This is a genomic window from Haloterrigena sp. H1, from assembly GCF_005938085.1.
Classification (GTDB): Archaea; Halobacteriota; Halobacteria; order Halobacteriales; family Natrialbaceae; genus Natrinema.
In genome coordinates this window covers 327,340-344,769 of record NZ_SMZK01000002.1, presented here as the reverse complement: position 1 = coordinate 344,769, position 17,430 = coordinate 327,340, and the positions used below count along the sequence as shown (strand labels likewise).

General features: G+C 59.9%; 12 protein-coding genes and 2 pseudogenes. 9 read left to right on the top strand and 5 right to left on the bottom strand.

Annotation, left to right across the window (positions count from 1 at the left end; genetic code table 11):
- The 5 genes from E2L06_RS17000 (at nt 1) to E2L06_RS16985 (ending at nt 3,515) form a co-directional block, all read left to right on the top strand.
- Nucleotides 1–441, top strand: coding sequence for a cupin domain-containing protein (locus E2L06_RS17000; RefSeq protein ID WP_138782829.1), 441 nt, complete (start codon nt 1–3; stop codon nt 439–441).
- The gene (locus E2L06_RS16995; protein WP_138782828.1) at nt 438–1,664 is read left to right on the top strand and encodes a Tm-1-like ATP-binding domain-containing protein; all 1,227 of its coding nucleotides are present in this window, start codon (nt 438–440) and stop codon (nt 1,662–1,664) included. Before E2L06_RS17000 ends, E2L06_RS16995 begins: the two co-directional genes overlap by 4 nt.
- Before the next feature lie 250 nt (nt 1,665–1,914).
- On the top strand, nt 1,915–2,061 hold the full coding sequence (locus E2L06_RS22065) for a hypothetical protein (RefSeq protein ID WP_171052419.1): 147 nt from the start codon (nt 1,915–1,917) through the stop codon (nt 2,059–2,061).
- 178 nt (nt 2,062–2,239) lie between these two features.
- The gene (locus E2L06_RS16990; RefSeq protein WP_138782827.1) at nt 2,240–2,929 is read left to right on the top strand and encodes a PH domain-containing protein; all 690 of its coding nucleotides are present in this window, start codon (nt 2,240–2,242) and stop codon (nt 2,927–2,929) included.
- Between the two features lie 13 nt (nt 2,930–2,942).
- Nucleotides 2,943–3,515: a PH domain-containing protein gene (locus tag E2L06_RS16985; RefSeq protein WP_138782826.1), complete on the top strand. Its 573-nt coding sequence runs from the start codon at nt 2,943–2,945 to the stop codon at nt 3,513–3,515.
- Nucleotides 3,516–3,715: 200 nt separating this feature from the next.
- On the opposite strand, the gene E2L06_RS16980 is transcribed toward E2L06_RS16985, so the two are convergent.
- Nucleotides 3,716–5,395, bottom strand: a complete 1,680-nt coding sequence (locus E2L06_RS16980; protein ID WP_249361487.1) for a SulP family inorganic anion transporter — start codon at nt 5,393–5,395, stop codon at nt 3,716–3,718.
- Nucleotides 5,396–6,060: 665 nt separating this feature from the next.
- On the opposite strand from E2L06_RS16980, the gene E2L06_RS16975 reads away from it, so the two are divergent.
- Nucleotides 6,061–6,987, top strand: coding sequence for a CPBP family intramembrane glutamic endopeptidase (locus tag E2L06_RS16975; protein ID WP_138782825.1), 927 nt, complete (start codon nt 6,061–6,063; stop codon nt 6,985–6,987).
- 277 nt (nt 6,988–7,264) lie between these two features.
- Here E2L06_RS16975 and E2L06_RS16970 read toward each other — a convergent pair whose 3' ends face one another.
- Nucleotides 7,265–8,653, bottom strand: a complete 1,389-nt coding sequence (locus E2L06_RS16970; protein WP_138782824.1) for a PAS domain-containing protein — start codon at nt 8,651–8,653, stop codon at nt 7,265–7,267.
- A 356-nt stretch (nt 8,654–9,009) separates the two neighbouring features.
- On the opposite strand from E2L06_RS16970, the gene tnpA reads away from it, so the two are divergent.
- The 3 genes and pseudogenes from tnpA to E2L06_RS22820 all read left to right on the top strand — a co-directional run.
- Nucleotides 9,010–9,441, top strand: a complete 432-nt coding sequence (tnpA, locus tag E2L06_RS16965) for an IS200/IS605 family transposase (RefSeq protein WP_138782823.1) — start codon at nt 9,010–9,012, stop codon at nt 9,439–9,441.
- Nucleotides 9,438–10,712 carry an RNA-guided endonuclease TnpB family protein gene (locus tag E2L06_RS16960; RefSeq protein WP_138782822.1) on the top strand — a complete coding sequence of 425 codons (1,275 nt, stop codon included), beginning with the start codon at nt 9,438–9,440 and terminating at the stop codon, nt 10,710–10,712. Before tnpA ends, E2L06_RS16960 begins: the two co-directional genes overlap by 4 nt.
- Nucleotides 10,713–10,779: 67 nt before the next feature.
- Nucleotides 10,780–10,875 (top strand): annotated as a pseudogene (locus E2L06_RS22820) (plastocyanin/azurin family copper-binding protein); the annotation flags it as partial.
- Between the two features lie 83 nt (nt 10,876–10,958).
- Here the strand turns inward: E2L06_RS22820 and E2L06_RS16950 are convergent.
- The 3 genes and pseudogenes from E2L06_RS16950 to E2L06_RS16940 form a co-directional block, all read right to left on the bottom strand.
- A complete protein-coding gene (locus tag E2L06_RS16950) occupies nt 10,959–12,188 on the bottom strand; it encodes an Mrp/NBP35 family ATP-binding protein (protein ID WP_138782821.1) in 1,230 nt (409 codons plus the stop codon).
- 531 nt (nt 12,189–12,719) lie between these two features.
- A pseudogene (locus E2L06_RS16945) lies at nt 12,720–15,395 on the bottom strand (molybdopterin-dependent oxidoreductase); the annotation flags it as partial.
- Nucleotides 15,396–15,397: 2 nt separating this feature from the next.
- Nucleotides 15,398–17,125, bottom strand: coding sequence for a 4Fe-4S dicluster domain-containing protein (locus E2L06_RS16940; protein ID WP_212750800.1), 1,728 nt, complete (start codon nt 17,123–17,125; stop codon nt 15,398–15,400).
- Nucleotides 17,126–17,430 lie beyond the last annotated feature (305 nt).

Here is a 17,430-nt window from a genome sequence, read left to right as displayed (position 1 = left end):
ATGTCGGAGGAAAACCACTTCATCGAACCGGATGACGTCGAGAGCCAGGTGTTTGACTGGGGGGTGCTCAAATGGCTGAGTACACCCGAAGTCACCGGCGGTGAACGTTTCAGCGCCGGCGTTGTGAAACTCGAGCCGGGTAAGGGCCACGAGCGGCACACCCACCCCGACAGCGACGAGATTCTCTACGTCCTCCGTGGAGAGGGCGAACAGGAAGTCGCGGATAAAACGCGCGAAATCACGGCGGGTGAGTTGGTATTCATCCCAGAAGGAGTCGAACATGGGACCGTCAACACTGGCTGGGAGCCGTTGCTCCTCTTGGCCGTGTATGCCCCTCCCGGACCGGAAGACGTGCTGCGGGACCTCCCTGAGTGTGAGATCGTTCCCGCCGGAGAGCTACCGACCGAGGAAGACGCCGTTGCAACTGAGACTGACTCATGAGCGTCGTCATCATCGGCACACTGGACACGAAAGACGAAGAGATTGGCTTCGCGAGGGAAATCATCGAAGCACAGGGGGTGGATGTCCACGTCGTCGACACCGGCGTGGTCGGTGAACCCCCGTCCGAGCCAGAGACGGCTGCGAGCACGGTCGCCGAGGCGGCCGGGACGACACTCGAGCAATTGCAGAATGAGGCCGATCGCGGTGAGGCGATGGAGGCGATGGGCGAGGGGGCAGCCGAAATCGCTCACCAGCTCCACGACGAGGGTATTCTTGATGGTGTTCTCGGACTCGGTGGCTCGGGTAACACCTCGATTGCGACGACAGCGATGCGGGCGCTGCCGGTCGGCGTACCCAAACTCATGGTTTCGACGATGGCGTCCGGCGATACAGAGCCCTACGTCGGTTCCCGGGACATCATGATGATGTATTCCGTCGCAGATATCGAGGGGTTGAATCAGCTCTCGCGGCAAGTCATAGCCAACGCTGCTCTCGCGATGGTTGGAATGGTCTCGAATGAACCCGATGTCGACGTCGAAGACCGGCCGACTATCGGCATCACCATGTTCGGCGTTACGACGCCCTGCGTTCAGACGGCCCGTGAGCGACTCGAAGCAAACGGCTATGAGACGATTGTCTTCCATGCGACTGGGACAGGCGGTCGTGCGATGGAGACGCTTATTGAGGAGGGCGTCATCGACGGCGTTCTCGACGTCACGACGACCGAGTGGGCCGACGAACTGGTCGGGGGTGTACTCAGCGCTGGCCCGGATCGACTCGAAGCGGCTGGGGACAAAGGCATCCCACAGGTCGTCTCGACGGGCGCGCTCGACATGGTCAACTTCGGTCCACGTGATTCAGTTCCCGAAGAGTTCGAGGGACGACAGTTCCACATCCATAATCCACAGGTAACGCTCATGCGGACGACACCCGAGGAGAATGCTGAACTAGGAACGATCATCGCCGAGAAACTCAATGCCGCGGCCGGGCCGACTGCTCTCGCACTCCCCTTGGAAGGTGTCTCGGCGATAGATACGGCAGGTGAAGATTTTCACGATCCAGAAGCTGACACAGCATTGTTCGATGCGTTGCGATCGACGCTCGATGACGACATCGAACTCATCGAAATGGAGACTGATATCAACGACCAGGCCTTTGCGGAGGCACTTGCAGACACTCTCAGCGAGTATATGCGGGGAGATACGCGCGAGCAAGCAGGCTGACGCGTCGGGACCTCTCGATCCACAGCGCGTCGCTGAGCATCGGCGTGGAATGATGGTGGGGTCAAGGGGCTCCGCCCACGCTTCGGCGGCGGTTGGCTGCCGAAGTTCACCTCCCAACAGTGGGACGAACTCTGTACCAGTCTCGAAGAGAGCCAGCCGTGACGCCTAAGCAGATTCACGCGCTTATCGAAGACCGCTACAACGTCACGTACCATCCACCCATTTGAGCCGGAAATTCCGAGAAGCAGGGATGAACTACGCCAAACCGCGGCCAATGGATCCACGACGACCCACCGATGCAGAAAAGATTCTCGCCGAGCGTCTAGGAGAGGCGCTCGGTGAGGACAATCACGAGGAGAAAGAAGACGAGCAGGTCGTGTTCGGGTTCTTTCGATGAAGTTCTCCTTCTAGTTCTTGACCAGCAGTATGGAGACAACCGGTACATTCGACTCCAGAGAAGCCACAGATACCAGTTGTACGTAGCATCATTCGAGATAGTCGTGTGACCGAAACGCGTGGTGGATGAAGCTGGGTCTGTCGAGAGTTTAATACACCTAACAATTGAATAGTCATGTATGTCCAACTCCTCTGTTATCGACCCTGGAATTGACGACTGGTTAACCCTTGATCAGGACGAGGAGATCATCTGGTCTGGGAAACCCCATGAGAGTAGTCTAATCCCGGCACTCATCATTGGTCTGCCCTTGGCTCTCGTCCTCGTTGGGTTATTCATCATCGCGGGGGCCTATCTTCACCGTGAGAATACGCAGTACGTTGTGACAACCGATGGACTGTATAAGAAGACAGGAATCCTCTCTCGTGATGTCCAGCGCATCGATTTCGGCAAGGTCCAGAACACCTCCTACAGCCAGGGGTTTTTCGGCTCCCAGTTCGGCTATGGAAACGTCGATATCTCGACTGCTGGCGGATCCGGTATCGAGATGCAGTTCCAGTCAGTGCCCGAACCACGTGCTGTTCAGGAACTCATCAACAAGCGCGTGAAGGCTAGTCGTGGTAAATCGGCTACGGAATCCGGCGAAACAAAGCGTGATGTGCTTGACGAGATTCTCATTGAGCTCAAGGAGATTCGCTCTACTCTCGAGACACAACAGGAGACTGTGGGCGATACCTCAGCCACAATGTCCAATATCGGTACTTCAGAAAAGCGGCATTCAACTAGCGAGAACAACTCCGAATCGAACGAGTCTAAGAGTACTAAACGGCCAACTGATCCCTCTGAAACCGAACAGGGATCGAGCCAATGACCGGTAGACAGCAATGACGGAGTCAATCGACCCGGCTGTCCCACTCGACAGCCACGAGTCAGTCACGTGGGCCGGTCATCCGCGAATTACGACCGTACTTCCAGCACTCGCAACGGGATTGCTGCTCGTGGCCGTCGGGGTTGTCAGCAGCCTAGTAGAAGAGACGCTACTCTTTCTCGCAGCCGTTCCAATCGGTGCAGCAATTCCTCTCTGGAAGTATCTGGCTATACAGGGCACGCAGTACGTGATAACGGACCAAGCACTCTACGTGAAACATGGGGTAGTGACCCGACATGTCACACAGGCCAATCTCGAAACGGTCCAGAACAGTGCCTATGGCCAAGATATTACAGGATCGATGTTCGGGTACGGCTCCGTCGAGTTCGAGATCGCTGGTGGGAATGACCTCTCATTTCAGGCGATAGACGATCCCCGTAAAATTCGGGCACTCGTCGATCAAGCAGCATCGAACAACGACGGACTTGGTGGGAACGATCGGCAAGAGTCGGATATTCCTGGCACTTTGACTCAGTGGCAGCGGATCCGGGATGAGATCCGAGAGATTCACACGACGATCGAAGATTAGCGGTGGCGGTGAGGGTGCCAAGCCCCCGCCCTCAAGGAGCCGCTGAAGGCGGCAAGTAGGGCGGGGTAGTTCACAGGATACACCACCATCAGGACAAAACGCCGAACGAGTCGACGAATATAGATCTGTTAAGGTCGCCGTGTCAGACGTTCAGCTGTAGTACCCGACCGAAATTCATCGAATAGGCACCCTCGAGCCCTTCATTCGGACGATTGCTCCGCGCTCCAGCGGTCGATAACGTCATCGACCGATTCCTCGGGCTTCACACCGTCAATGTTCGTCGCGAACCCCATCGTTTCGAACATCTGTACGACCTCGGGCTCGGCTTCCGCAAAACGGAGGTCAATTCCACGTGCTCCGAGTTTCTGTTGCAGTTCCTCCAACATTTGCGCGGCTTCGAAGTCGACCGTTGACGATGATGTGAGGTCGAAGACGACCAATTCGACATCAGAGTCGTGTTTTGCGAGCCGTTCAAGGAGATCGGTCCGAACTGTATCAGCGTTCGCGTAGAACAGTTCAGCTTCGACGCGGTAGACGAACACATCCGTGATGGTCGTCGCCGCCGGGTATAGATCGAGAGCGACGAAATGGTCCGTCCCGGCGATCTGGCCGAGTTCGTGTGTCGTGGGACTACTGACCCGAGAAATCGCGACCAGCAACGAGAGGACGACGCCGATGAAGACGCCCCAGAGCATTCCGACCGTGAGTACTCCGAGCAAGGCAGACATCGCGATGGTAAACTCACTCTTGCTCACGTGGTACAGTTGGCGGAGTGCGCTCGCGTCGAAAAGGGACGTGACGGCGACGATAACGATCGCTGCGAGAATCGTTTCTGGGAGATTCGCGAATACGCCGGTGAGAAAGAGCAGGACGATGACGAGAACGAGAGCGATCACGGCGTTCGTGAGTTGCGTCTTGCCGCCGACAGCGTCGTTGAGCGCCGACCGAGACATACTTCCCCCGACGACGAATCCGCCCCCGAAGCCAGCGGCGAGGTTGGCAACGCCGTCGGCCAACAGTTCCTGATTCGCATCGGTTCGGTAGTCGTGTCGTCTGGCAAACGTCTCGACTACGCCGATGCCTTCAACGTACGAGAGCAGGAACAACGAAGCGGCGACGGGGACGAGGGCGCCCAGCGTCGCGATCCTGGGAATCGATGGAACCGTCAGCGAGGGGAGACCGCTCGGAATCGACCCGACGATGTCGACACCGCGGGCCTGCAGGTTCGTCACCGACATGAGCATGATCGAGAGGACGACGACGACGAGCGCGGAGGGGGCACGCGACGCGTACCGTTCTCCAAGGAGGAGCAACACGATGCCAGCAACACCGACGGTTAGTGTCTCAGGGTTCGTCTCAGCGAGATGAGTTCCGGCGAACCAGATCCGCCCAAAAAACGTTTTCCCGAAGAAGCCGCCCGACGTGCTGCTCTCGATGCCGAAAAGTTTGCTGAGCTGGGTTGACATAATGTACAGCGCCGCTCCGGCGGAAAATCCCGTGAGAACCGATCCCGAGATGAAGTGGACGAGAAAGCCTAACCGAAACGCCCACGAAATACCTGCGAAGATGCCGACGAGGATTGTCGTTACGACGACGAGTGACCCATACGAGGCGGTGTTTCCGCTAGCGACTGTCCCGACACCACTCGCGAGTAGAATCGCCAGCGCCGAGGTCGGTCCCACGATGACTTGCCGGGAGGTACCGAGAAACAAGTAGGCGATGACGGCCATCAACCCGGCATACAAGCCAGTCTCCGGCGGCATGTTCGCTAATGATGCGTACGCCAACCCTTCGGGAATGACCGACGCTGCGACGGTGATTCCCGCGACGACGTCCAGACGGAGCCACGACGTATTATACTGTGGGAGCCACTCGAGCACCGGGAGAGTCGACGAAAATCGTCTGCTAATTCGTTCTCGTAGGCGTTTTGTCGACACCGAAACTTACCTCCTGATCATAGAGATTATCGCCGTTGGTTGGTAACCCGATTCAGGACGTCGTCCCGAGATACTCGCTGGTTTTTCTGTAGAATGCATTGTTTATCAATACGAATCGTTCGTCGTTATTCTTCCAACTGGTGCCAGTCGTCGATGTCTAGTCCGGAGATGGTGACTATGGGCCGAGTTGAAGACCGCTGGGAGACGAACACGGTACGACGTCACTCGTGCTTCTCTGAGCGGTCTCGGCACCATTGGGCCCTACTCACATGTTTTCGACTCTAGCGTTCCATATAATACGGGTGTGATACTTGTCTACAAGTTATTGACCGAATGATAGTTCTCACGGTGCGACAAACGCTAATTCTTTAATATGTCGCACGATCGTGCTGGACGTATCCTCTGTCTGATCACTCCAGAGTCTCCAAAAATGAAATCGCTCTGATCACAGCTGAGAGAACGAAACTTGACGACGAATCTGGACCTGCCGAGGTCGTCGTATTGGCCGTTTGGATGCGGTGCACGACCGAGATTCATCGGACAGGCCGTTCCCGTTGGGGAGAAACCGGCACGCTGATACTTCAGTCGGATATTCGATAACCCAGCAGATGTCGTCATCGAACCTCAGGAAGGTCAATGTGCGCAAGGTCCTCGTGTTTCTTGCGCTTGCATTCGGCATCTCGTGGGTGGGGGCCACCGTGTTCGCTATTGTCGATGTCGACCTGAGGGGTCTCCGTGGAACGGTCCTCGTGGTCGTCGTCTATATGTGGGCGCCAGCCGTTGCCGCGATACTGATTCAGTGGTGGGACGGCAAGTCAGTCCGAACCGGCTGTGGACTCCGCAGGGGACGACTCCGGTGGGTCGGCCTAGCCTGGTTGACACCAGTCGGACTTCTCGCACTGACGGTCGGGATCGGTGTCATCTTTCCGGAGGTCTCTTTCACGACGGACTACGGGGCGTTCCTCCGTGAACTCGGGCTACCCGAGGCACAGGTCGAAGCCTCACTGGCCGCCCTCGAGGATGTACCGGTTCCCATTCCCGTGTTTTTCGTCCTGCAAGGGCTTATCGGGGGACTGACGATCAATGCTGTCGCAGCGTTGGGAGAAGAGTTGGGCTGGCGGGGACTGCTCCTACGAGAACTCTCACCGCTCGGGTTCTGGCGGCTATCGCTCCTGACGGGCGTCGTCTGGGGTATCTGGCACGCACCGCTGATCGTCCAGGGACACAACTTCCCCGACGCACCGGTCGCAGGAGTCGTCGTGATGATTGGCTGGACGGTCGCCGCCTCCCCGCTGTTCACCTACCTGACCGTCCGTGCGAGGTCCGTCCTCGCCGCGACGCTGCTCCACGGTTCGTTCAACGCCGTAGCGTCGCTCTCGCTTGTCTACCTCACCGGTGCGGGCAATCTCTTCGTCGGCCCGGTCGGCATCGCCGGGATCGGTGCCGGACTGCTCGCCACCGCCGTCTGCGTCGTCCACGACCGATACGTGGCGGTCGACAAAGTGACGTCGGGTGGACCACTCGACCCGTGGTAGCGACTGGTGAGAGGGGGTCGTAATCGGATAACACCTATACACGAGCTACTGGACACATTATCCACGTGGGTTGAGGAAGTCAGCAGGCTACGAACCGGTCCAGCGGTCTAGTACAGAGGAAGCAAGTGGCAATAAGATCGCTAGTTCTGGCCGCCAAGGATCACCCCGCTAGATGGCCCTGTTGATCACAAGTCACAGAAGTCGTGCTGCATGAGGGCGCGAGTCGGTCAGGTTCAAACGGACATTCGCTTACGAGGGTAGAGCCTGGACTCTGGTGCTACTCCCTTGATTGCTCTTCAATAACTCTGGGTAAAGTGACGGAGAAAACCGTTCCCTCAGGAGTGGTATCCGATACGTGTACCTCCCCATTGTACCGGTCAACCAGAACGTTGACGAGGTAGAGGCCGATTCCTGTCCCTCGGCTCTCCAGTCCTTTCTCCCCCTTCCCAAAGATCGTGTCCTTCTGCGGGTCTGGGATACCTGGGCCATTATCCGCGATTCTGACGATAACCTCGTCGGGACGCTCGTCTGTAGAGATACGCACTTCTGGGACTTGCTTGTCGTTGTGTTGGACAGCATTCTTCAGTAGGTTCCGGAACACAGAGCCAAGCATACCGTCTGCGATGACGGTAGCCTGCTGAATCTCATCGGTGACCAGAATGGCAGCGTCGGGATGGGCTGTTCGGACGCTTTCGATCTCCGCGTGTAGAACGTCCCGAAGCGAGAGACGCCGCAGCGACTCGTCCTCCGCGAAGAGAACTTTCGGGATTTCGGCTGCGGTCGCCGTGAGTTCGACAGCGTGTTCCGCACTCTCAGAGATGGTCGCTACGTATTCTTGATCTTCCTCGCCGAGACGGTCGGCAATCATATCGGCGTAGGCAGTGACGAGCTGGAGGTCGTTTCGGATATCGTGCGTGAGTACCCGGTTCAATACGTCTAATGTATCTCGCTGGCGTTTCAGCCGCTCCTCGTACTCCTTCCGCTCGCTGATGTTCCGGGAGTAGACCGAGATGCCGTTTTCGTCGGCAAACACCCGAATCTCGACCCAGTAATCGTATGGCTCAGGAAGGTACTGCTCAAACTCGGCTGGCTCACCCGTCGCCATCACGCGCCGATACCGCTCTTCGAGTTCGTCGGGAATGGAGTCGCCGAAGACCTCCCACAGGTTCTTCCCCACGATCTCCTGAGGCTCTGTGCCTGTCCGGTCTGCCATCCGCTCGTTCCAGAACGTGACTTCCCAGTCGGAGTCAACGGTGTAGACGGCGTCGATAGTCCGTTCGAGAAGCCGGTACCTGTCGGAGAAGTCGATGGCTGCGAACATGGCTCCTTCAACCTCCCCATCGCCATCGTAGAGTGGTTCGGCAGCCGCTCGATATCGGTTCTGCCCCCACGGCTTGATGAACGTGAACTCGCGCCCGACGTGCGATTCAGTTTCGATGGCCTCCCGTTTGATACTCATCGTGGGCTCTGCCATCTCCTCGGAGAACAGTTCTGCATCGGTCTTGCCGAGGGTCTCCTCGTCCGGGGGTTCCGGGGCAGAGTTGTGAACCCACGTGTGTCTGAGGTCGGTATCGACGTACGCACCGTTCATCTCACCTGTCTTGAGGACGAGTTCCAAAAAGCGCCGTGTCCGTTCGGGGTCGCCGTGCAGTTCACTACCATTCATCTTCCGGGAGTGTTGTCTCACCCCGTACTTATACGTTGGCCGGGGCCGGTGGTTATGCTGGTGCTGAACTCACCCTCGATATTCAGCAGCCCGTTCTTCTCAGAATTATGGATATTCGCTCCCTTCATGTGAAATAGCGAGGCTACGCTCCAGATTGCTATGACTTGGGGCGAGCACTAATCGCCGCAACGACCCGTTCGAAGACGCGGACCTCGTCATCTTACGGAAAATTCGAGGCAAAAGCCTCGCACTTCAGGGCGGGGATGAAGCCGACCAACAGTATTCAACCGCCGACGATGGCGTAGGCGGGGTTCCCACGCAATCTTTAACCCGTCCGGTCACAATAGTATGCATAGATGGTAAAGAGTACCCGTCACGCGAAATACGAACTCTACTACCACATAGTGTTCGTGCCGAAATCGGGCGGAATCGAAGATTCCGCTGACCTCGCGGAACAGGGTTCCGCTCAGTATCGGCGCTCGAACCTGACGGGGAAGACGAAGGAACGTCTCGAAGCCATCTTCACGGAAATCTGTGAGGACAAGGGCCTCGAACTGGCCGAGTGCGAGGTCATGCCCGACCACGTACACCTGTTTATCGGGAGTCCGCCGAAGAACGCCCCATCACTCATCGTCAACTGGGTGAAAGGCATCTCGGCGCGGAAGTATAACCAGCGCTACGACGACCGCGTGAAATGGACTCGTTCGTACTACGTCGGTACGGCGGGAAGCGCCACGAAGGGCGCTGTCGAACGCTACATCGCTGAACAGGAGAGCGACGACAAATGAAGCGCGTCAACACCTTCGAGGTGGTTCCACAGTCCGAGAACAGCAAAGAGTGCCTCCTACGGCTACTCGACGCCTCCGCCTCCCTGTGGAACGAACTGACCTACGAACGTCGTCAGAACTACTTCGGTGACGGCGACGTGTGGGACACTTCCGAATACCGTGGACAGTACAACGGTGTCGTCGGAAGCGCGACCGTTCAACAGGTCACGCGCAAGAACAGCGAAGCGTGGCGGTCGTTCTTCGCCCTCAAGGAGAAAGGCGAGTACGCCAACCCACCGTCGTACTGGGGCAACGAGGCAGATGGGCGCGAACTCTGCACCTACATTCGGTGCAACCAGTACACGATTCAGTGGGGAAAGCGGTCGCGTCTCGAAATTCCTGTCGGGCAAGAACTGAAAGACGAATACGGACTCGGCTACCACGAACGACTCCGCCTCGAAGTCCGAGGCAACCCGAAATGGGAGGGGAAACAGGGTCGTCTGGAACTTGAGTATGACGAGGTGAGCGACACGTTCAGGGCTTTTCAACCAGTCACCGTACCTGATTCTCGACTGGATTCACCACTGGCTTCTCACGAAGCCGCCCTCGACGTTGGCGCGAACAATCTCGTCGCGTGTTCCACGACCACTGGGAACCAGTACCTCTACGACGGTCGGGAGTTGTTCGGACGGTTCCGCGAGACGACCGACGAAATCGCCCGTCTACAGTCAAAACTCCGAGAGGGGTGCTACTCCTCGAATCGGATTCGACGGCTGTACCGACAGCGGACGAAACGCCGTGACCACGCACAGAACGCGCTGGTGCGCGAGCTCGTTGAACGGCTGTACGACGAGGGCGTGGCGACAGTGTACGTGGGCGACTTGACCGACGTGCTGGAAACGCACTGGTCGGTCAAGGTGAACGAGAAGACGCACAACTTCTGGGCGTTCAAGAATTTTATCCATCGTCTCGTGTGTGTCTGTGAGGAGTACGGCATCTCTCTGGAAGCCGAGTCGGAAGCGTGGACGAGTCAGACGTGTCCCGAGTGTGGCGACCATGAGGCGACGGTTCGCCACGAAGATACACTGACGTGTCCGTGCGGTTTCGAGGGGCACGCCGACCTCACGGCGTCAGAGACGTTCCTTCGAGAACACAGCGATTGCGAAATCAGGCCGATGGCACGGCCCGTGCGATTCGAGTGGGACGACCACGACTGGTCGGGGAAACCACACCCTCATGAAAGTCCCAAAGAAGTGCGCACAAACCCGCAAGTTGCCTCCGTGGGTCGGTAGCCGAACCCCCAACGGGGGAATCCTCGCGCTTTAGCGCGGGGAGGATGTCAAAAGCGAAGAAGGGTTTACGTTCGAATACCAGTTCGAGGACACTGGCACGTACCTCTACGTCTGTGAGCCACACCGTCAGCAAGGAATGAAAGGTGCAGTCGTCGTCGAGTAGCCGCGAATACCAACGGCCAGTCAGCTATCCTCGCGACCGCCTCGAGCCCCACCTGAAACAAGAAACCCAACTCAGTTCGACGATCAGTCTTGGAATGTCACAGCAGCCTCGTTCAGCCGTGCTGCGATTCGGCTCGCAGCAATCCGCAACTTCTCACGGGCGGCACCGCCGTCAGCCCTGAGAGCAAGCGGGGGCGCTTTGTCGCCTCGCGTTCGCTCCTCGTGCGTCCGAGGTAGCTCGAGGCGACCGACGAGTGGAACGTCGATACCCGGAGGACGTGCGGACTCGCCGTCACCGTCCATCATCCCGAGGGCTGGCTCGAGTGGGATGCGACCCAGAACGGGAACGTCGAACTGCTCGGCCAGATCGTCGGCACCGCCGGTTCCGAAGATATCGTGAAGGGACTCGCAGTCCGGACACTCGAATCCGGCCATGTTCTCGACGATCCCCAACACCGGTGTGTCGTGGCGTGCGAAACCGACGAGGCCACGGGCGGCGTCGTCGACCGCGACTTCCTGTGGGGTAGTCACGATAACAGCGCCGGCGACAGGGAAGTGCTGCACCAGCGAGAGATGTGCGTCCCCCGTTCCAGGTGGCAAGTCCACAATCAGATAGTCCAGTTCACCCCACTGAACGTCGCCGAACAGTTGTTTGATGAACTCGTCGACCAGCGGGCCGCGCCAGATGATTGGGTCGTCCTCACCGGTGATGAACTCCATGCTCATCGTCCGGACGCCGTAGGACTCGCGCGGGACCATCTCGTCGTCGCTCGTGGCGTTGGGTTGTCGCTCATCGAGGCCGAGCATCGTCGGCGCGTTCGGCCCGTACACGTCGGCATCGAGCAGGCCAACGGCCGCGCCCGTATCGGCCAGCGCAACCGCGAGGTTCGCCGCGACAGTACTCTTGCCGACACCACCCTTGCCCGACGCGACGGCGACGACGTTGTTGACGTTAGGAAGCATGTCGACGTGTTCTCCCGGATCGGCAGCGCTGGCCCGGAAGTCGACGTCGACCGAGTCGACACCATCGACAGACTCGGCGGCAGCGATCACCTCCGCAGCGAGTCGCTCGCGGAGTGTCTTGCTCGGCACTGGCAGCGAGATCTCGACCGACGCCACGCCATCGCGTATGGCGACGTCACTAACGCCATCGATCGCCACAAGGTCGGCATAGAGGTCTTCCGTTCCCACGCCTGCCGAGGCAATAGCCTCCCGGATGGCCGCGGCGATATCGTCCCCCCGACCGGCGTCAGCTGGCGCTGTCGATACCGTATCGGTCCGTCCGGCGCGAGGACAGTCGTCGGAATCGTCCATCGCTGGTCAGTCCTCGCCCTGCGGGCCGAACTCATCCGGATCCCATCGCTGCTCGCGACCGATCGGGCCATCCAGATACCAGGCATCGTCATCGTCGGGATCTGACGGCGGCGCGATCGGTCGTTTGAGCCACTTCGGCCGGCGTTTCCCGTCCGGCCCATCGACCGGCTGTGTCTTCTCGACCCACTCGCGGTAGATCTCCATGGCGCGGTCGGTATCGACGTAGACATCACCGTAGTAGTCGTCCGCCTTCGCCGGCCGGATCCGGACCTTCTGGTGCCAGCAGTGCATCCCCGAGATGGGGTCGGGATGAGGTGCATGCGTGAGGTTCTGTGGAACGCCACCGTCGGTCCACCAGACCCTCGCGGAATCGGGATCGTCGCTCTCGAACGGCCCGATGCCGGACTGCTGGCGCATCCCCCACTGGCTATCTTCGTCTTTCAGATCGACCGTGACCTTCCCGTAGGGATCACCGCCCTCGTCGAAGTCCCCATCAGCCTCACCGTCGCCGTCACGGTCGATTTTCCACTGACCCATGTGGTGGCTCATCGCAGCGATCCCGGGCTTGATCGACTCGGTGACCCAGACCTCGTTGACGTAGTAGCCGATGTCCGTCTCGACGCGCACGAGGTCGCCCGTCTCGACTCCCAGTCTCTCGGCATCCGTACGGTGCAGCCAGACCGGGTTGTTGTGCGAGATTTCCTCGAGCCATTTGGAGTTCGACGAGCGAGAATGAATCGCCGTCGGCAGGCGGAACGTCGGCACGAGCACCATCTCACCGTTCTCGTAGTCGATGTTTTCGGGATGGACGTGGCTTTTCAGATAGTGGGGGATGGTGTATTCCTCGTCGTCCCAGCCCCACTCGGCGAGCGTCTTCGAGTAGAACTGCTGCTTTCCGGTCGGCGAGGGGAACCCGCGTTTCGGTTCGCCGTCGACGAGCACGCCGAGCACCTGTGTCTCGAGGTCCGAGACCCCACCGTGTGGAATCGTGTCGTATCCTTCAGGGTGGTCGGCACCGGTATCGATTTCGGCCGACTGCGCCGCCCCTTCCGGGATGGAGATGTCGGCGTCCTCGTCCAGTACCCGGTGGATGGTCCCGTACTCGTCGACGAACACGTCGTCGTCCTCGAGCAGCGCCGGATCGAGCGGCTCCTCGTGGAGTTCGTAGTCGTTCTCGCTGGCCTCGAACGCCCCATGGTGTTTCATGTACTCGAGGGGATCCATGCCAGCCTCTTCGGCTGCCTCGACGAGGTTTTCCTCGTGCTCAAAGACGTAGCGGTAGTACTCGTCGACGGTCATCTGGGGCGGTTCGTCGGCGGCCTCGTCACTGCTCGATTCCTCCCGCTCGGCCGCGCTGTCGCCTCGCTGTGTAGCCGCGCCGCCGTTCGCTGCGGCCGTCTCGCCATCTCGATAGGGGCTCTCGAAGTGCTCCCGGATACCTAGCTCGCCGTCCTCATCGACGCGCCAGGAGAGGTCCATCCAGAACTCGTCTTCCTCCCAGACTTCGCCCGGATTGGCTTCGTAGGTGCGCTCAATGTCTTCGCCCTCGCGTTCGGCGAACTCCCGCTGGACGGGCTGGCGGTAGGTGACCCACGTCGCGGCGTGGGTTTCCTGACTCTGGATGTCGTGGCGTTCGGGACTGTGGCCCATCGGCAGGACGTAGTCCGCGAAGTACGCCGTCTCGTTCCAGGTGGGCGTCAGCGCGACGTGCATCCCGACTTTGTCCTCGTCGCTCAGCGCCTCGATCCAGGAGAATCCGTCGGGGTAGGTGTAGACGGGGTTGAACACGCGAGTGAAATACACCGATAGCTTGCCGCGACCTTCCTTGAGGAAGTACGGCAGAAGCTGGCTCATCTCGTAGTGGGCGAACGGCCACTCCGGCGGCAACTGGAGTTCGTCCCACAGCCGCTGGCGCGGCGGCTCCTTCGGCAGCTCCGGCTCGAACTGGTGCCAGGCGTTGGGCGAGGTGCCGCCTTTCGTGCCAACGCTGCCGGTGAGCACGGACAGGAAATGCAGTGCCCGACTGACCTGCCAGCCGCCCTCGTTGCCCGACGCCGCAGAGCGCCAGATGTGGCTGGCAAAGCGCGAGCCGGCGATGCCGATTTTCCGACCCACTTTCTCGATCGTGGCGGCGTCGACGCCGCTCTCGGCCTCGGCGTACTCGGGTGTAAAGCCCGCGTACGTGTCCTGGAGGACGTCGATGTACGTCTCGAACGTCCGTTCGCGGCCGGGATGTTCCTCGTCGAGGAACTGCCGCCAGTTCACCCAGTTGTAGAGGAACTCCTCGTCGTAGAGCCCTTCCTCGAGGATGACGTTCGCCATCGCCAGCAAAACCGCGGCCTCGCTACCGGGCTGGGTAGGCAGCCAGTAGTCCGACATGGCAGCGGTGTTCGACAGTCGCGGATCCAAGACAGCGAGCTGGCCGCCCTCCATGACACCCTCGATGATTCGCTGCGCGTGGGGGTTGAAGTAGTGGCCCGACTCGAGGTGGGCGGACAACAGCAGGATGAACTCGGCGTTGGCGAAGTCCGCGCTCGGCCGATCGTACTTGTGCCAGAAGGCGTACCCCGCCCGGGCACCCGCCGAGCAGATGTTCGTATGGGAGTTGTGACCGTCCAGTCCCCAGGCATTGATGACCCGGTCCATATATCCCTCGTGGCCAGGCCTGCCGACGTGATAGGTAATCTCGTTTTCGCGGCCGTCAGTGATGGTCTCGCGCATCTCGGTGGCGATGTCCTCGAGGGCGTCGTCCCAAGAAACGCGAGTCCACTCGCCGCTCCCACGTGGACCGTCACGCTTGAGCGGATAGCGGATGCGCTGGGGGTCTTTGATCTGGTTGATCGTGGCCGGTCCCTTCGCGCAGTTGCGCCCTCGGCTTCCGGGGTGTTCGGGATTGCCCTCGATTTTGCGGATGTCGCCGGTCTCCTTGTCGATATAGGTGAGCAGCCCACAGCCGGCTTCGCAGTTGAAGCAGGCCGTCGGGACGACCGAGTACTCCTTCGGGAGGCCCTCGGACTCGTACTCGACCCAGTCATGCCACTGGTCGGGGTCGGGGTATGAGCCGAGTTCACCCTCCGGAGCGATGCGGTCGATGCCGTCGACGCCGCGACGCTGTCGCTGTTTTTTCGTGTTCTCGGTGCGATTCGAAATGACGCCGAGTCGTTCGGCGAGTTTCTCGATGCGGCTCGGATCGAATTCGTGTCCCATGGTCAGGCGAGTGAGATCGTCTGCGGAGCGGTTATCCAGCAATACTCGAAGGCGAACAGCCCGACAAGCGCGAGCGCGCCGGCCACCGCCGCGAGGATCGGTACACCGACGGCCAGCGCCGCAAGCGGCAACAGGATGCCGACAACGACGCCGCCGATCCAGAACGCCGTCCGGAACCGGCCGCGAGTGATGCGCGCGGCGGCCTCTTCGGCGTCCTCGGTCTGATGGGGTGTGAAGATCTCAGAGGCGACCAGCACGGCATGGCCGACGAGGCCGGCACCGAGTGCCAGCGCCGATGGCCCGACCATCGCTTCGAACCACGGCACGCCCGCGACGCCGAGGACGACCAGCGTCGCGCTGCCGGCGATGACCGACTGCGTGAACATGTGCAGCGGCATTGCGGGGCTCTGCCAGAGGTCGCGTCCCTTCGATTGGCTGAACAGGAACGCCGTGTAGACCGCCGTCGCCGCACCGAGGACAGCAGCCACACCAAGCGAGAGCGGGGTGACGATGGCCTCGATTCCGAGGAGCGCCCCCAACACGACGAGCCCGAGATACGCCCCAGTTGCGGAGATTATGTAGGCTCCCTTCACGAGCCAGGAGTTCCAGTTCGGCCGCAACAGCACCCAGTGGAACCGCGTTGGCTGCTCGAGATCCAGGATGAGGAGAACACCGGTCGCCGCCAGAAACAGGCCGCTGAAGAACGCGCTCGCGCCGAAGGCGGCCACATTGGGATCGACCAGTCCGAACAGCATGAACAGCGCCGGGAGCATGAGCATCCCGGCGGCGATCCCTTTCGTCCAGGTGTAGGAGTACACCTCCCACCCCCAAGAGCCGTAGTGGCTCTCACCGATGTCGTAAACCCGCGTTGCCTCCTCGTGGAGGAGTTCATACGCGCGCTCGGTTCGACTCGTGTCGCCCTCGTCGTCACGCGTCCGTCCGGACGGTTCAGTGGCGTAGCCACCGTCGGATTGGTATCCGCCGTCCGACTGCCGGTCTGCGGTGTCTCCTTCGCCGCACGCACAGGAGTCACAGCCACAGTCTTTCTGTCCACCGTCAGCGCGGGCCTCCGAGTCGTCCGATCCGTCGGCACTGCCAAGCGAGACATCGGACGCCGCGAGCGACTCGGCTGCCTTCTCGAGGTCGAAATCGGGAACCGAGCCGCCCTCGGTCTCGACTTGATGGGGCGCGTCGCTCCACATGTAGTGTTCCTCGCGGGCGGTCGTCCCCGGGGTGGTGCTGCCCTCGTCGCCGTCAACGTAGAACAGCTTCGGCTCCGTCCCCTTCTCGGGTTTGCGGGCCTGAACCTCCTCGCGGGAGATCGTGCGCGCGATTTCGGTGTCGGGGTTCTCGAGATCGCCGGCGAGAATCGCGTCCTCGGGACAGACGGTCACGCAGGCCGGCTCGCGACCCGTGTCGACCCGGTGGCTACAGTAGTTACACTTCGCCGCGGTCTCCGAGTTGGGGTCGATATAGAGCGCGTCGTACGGACACCCCTGCATGCAAGCTTTGCAGCCGATACAGCGCTCCGGATCGAAGTCGACGATCCCATCCTCACGTTCCCACAGTGCAGTCACGGGACAGACGTCGGTACACGGAGAGTCAGCACAGTGATTGCACCGCATCACCGAGAAGTTGCGGTTCGTGTTGGGGAACTCGCCTTTCTCGATGTACTTGACCCACGTTTTGTTCACGCCGATCGGATCGTCGTGCTCACCCTTACAGGCCACCGTGCATGCGTGACAGCCGATACACCTCCTGTTGTCGATGACAAAGCCATAGTTCGTTATGGGGACCACCTCCGTTGGTTCATGGCAACAATCAACGTGCGTCAAGATAACACTTAAAACTTGCGCGGATTGCACAATATACCGAATAAAGAGCACTTCAGTGGACGATACAGTTTGGATTAAAGTCGCGATTTCTCTCCCCTCGATCGAACACCGCTGTCAGAAACAGACGATAACGCCACGAACGCCAGTATCTGCGGTTGGGAATGTCACTCAATTTTCAGAGGTACGAAACTTTATCCACC